The organism is Dietzia papillomatosis NBRC 105045 (assembly GCF_001570845.1).
GTDB classification, from domain to species: Bacteria; Actinomycetota; Actinomycetes; order Mycobacteriales; family Mycobacteriaceae; genus Dietzia; species Dietzia cinnamea.
In genome coordinates, this window is the sequence record NZ_BCSL01000103.1 from 1 (window position 1) to 1,534 (window position 1,534).

The following is a 1,534-nucleotide window of genomic DNA, read 5'->3' on the forward strand; positions in this document are numbered from 1 at the left end:
CCGGCGGCGACATGAGCCGGGTGGACAATTCCACGTACCAACGACTGAACGGAGAAGATTGTGGATGCAACAATGCTCGCGCTCACTCTGAGCGTGTGCGCGTACTGCGCGATCGCGGTGACCGTGATGGTCGCCGAGCCCGCCGGTCGCGGACATCACATTGGCCGTCCGGGGACGTTCGTCGGCATCGCCTCCGGCGTGACAGGCCTGGGACTGTCCGGAGTCGCCGTCCTGGCGTCGTCGGCGGTCCTGCCCATGGTCGCCGGAGGCGCCATCGGCGCCGGCCTCATCGGAGCTGGCCTCGGCTTGGCCCTGAGTGAGGCGGTGAAGGCTCTTCCCGCCGGCAGGGATTGAACTTTGAGGGCCCGGCCCCGGCGAGTCGCCATTGACGGGCCTGGCACATCTACAGCCGGTTGCTATCCAGCGTGCCGGGGTAAACCTGTCAGGATGGACGGGTGACCTCCCGGGACCTGGACCTGCCATCCAACTATGGGCGCCTCGTCGAGGATCTCAAGGACAGGGTCCGACGAGCACAGGTCACCGCGCAGCGAAGGGTCAACACCCAGCTGATCGAGCTGTACTGGTCCATCGGACAGGCTGTGCGCGAGGAGAGCGCCCGGCAGGGGTGGGGTAGCGGTGTGATTCGCAGGCTCGCCGAGGATCTTCGGGCCGAGTTTCCCCAAATGAAGGGCTTTTCTGCCCGAAACCTGCAGTACATGGCGACCTTCGCCGGCGCCTGGACTGCCGGACCAATCGCGCAACAGCCTGTTGCGTACTTGCCCTGGGGGCACGTGACTGTCCTGCTGGACAAGCTCAGCGCTCAGGACGATCGAGACAAGTACGCAGCCGCGGCCGTCGAGCACGGCTGGTCGCGCAACGTGCTGGCCAACATGATCGCCAGCAGCGCCCTCGAACGCCGCGGGGCGGCTCCGTCGAATTTTGCGCAACAGCTTGTTGCGCAAGATTCCGAGCTTGCCCAGCAGATCGCCAAGGACCCGCTGATCCTTGATTTTCTGGACCTGTCCGGCGAGGTCGCCGAGCGTGAGCTCGAGGAGTCCCTGACCGACCGGATCGTCGATACGCTGCGCGAGCTCGGCCCGGGATTCGCTTTCGTGGGAAGACAAGTGCACTTCGACGTCGGGGGCGAGGACTTCTACGCTGACCTACTGTTCTTCCACGTCGAGCAATTGCGGTACGTCGTCATTGAGCTCAAGACCGGCAAGTTCAAGCCAGAACACGCCGGGCAGCTGCAGTTCTACGTCGCCCTGGTCGAGGATCGCCTGCGCCGCGCCTCGCATGCCCCGACTGTCGGGATCCTGGTCTGCGGCAGCCGCAATGATCGTGTCGTCCGCTACGCACTGAACCAAGCCGGCGCACCCCTGGCCGTCTCAACCTTCAGCTATGAGGCCCTACCCGCCGCAGAGCAAGAGGCACTACCCAGCGAAGACGACCTCACCGCAGCCCTGGCCCAAATCACCGAGAACGACCAAGACCACTCGTAAACAACGCTGGAACACACCGTAGCCCCAAAACA

2 protein-coding genes are annotated in these 1,534 nt (G+C 64.6%); both read left to right on the top strand.

Features of this window, described 5'->3' with window-relative positions; all coding sequences use genetic code 11:
- Window positions 1-72 precede the first annotated feature (72 nt).
- Complete coding sequence (locus tag DPA01S_RS15960; protein ID WP_061917904.1) at window positions 73-354, top strand: hypothetical protein; 282 nt, start codon at window positions 73-75, stop codon at window positions 352-354.
- Window positions 355-455: 101 nt separating this feature from the next.
- Complete coding sequence (locus DPA01S_RS15965; protein ID WP_061230200.1) at window positions 456-1,502, top strand: PDDEXK nuclease domain-containing protein; 1,047 nt, start codon at window positions 456-458, stop codon at window positions 1,500-1,502.
- Window positions 1,503-1,534 lie beyond the last annotated feature (32 nt).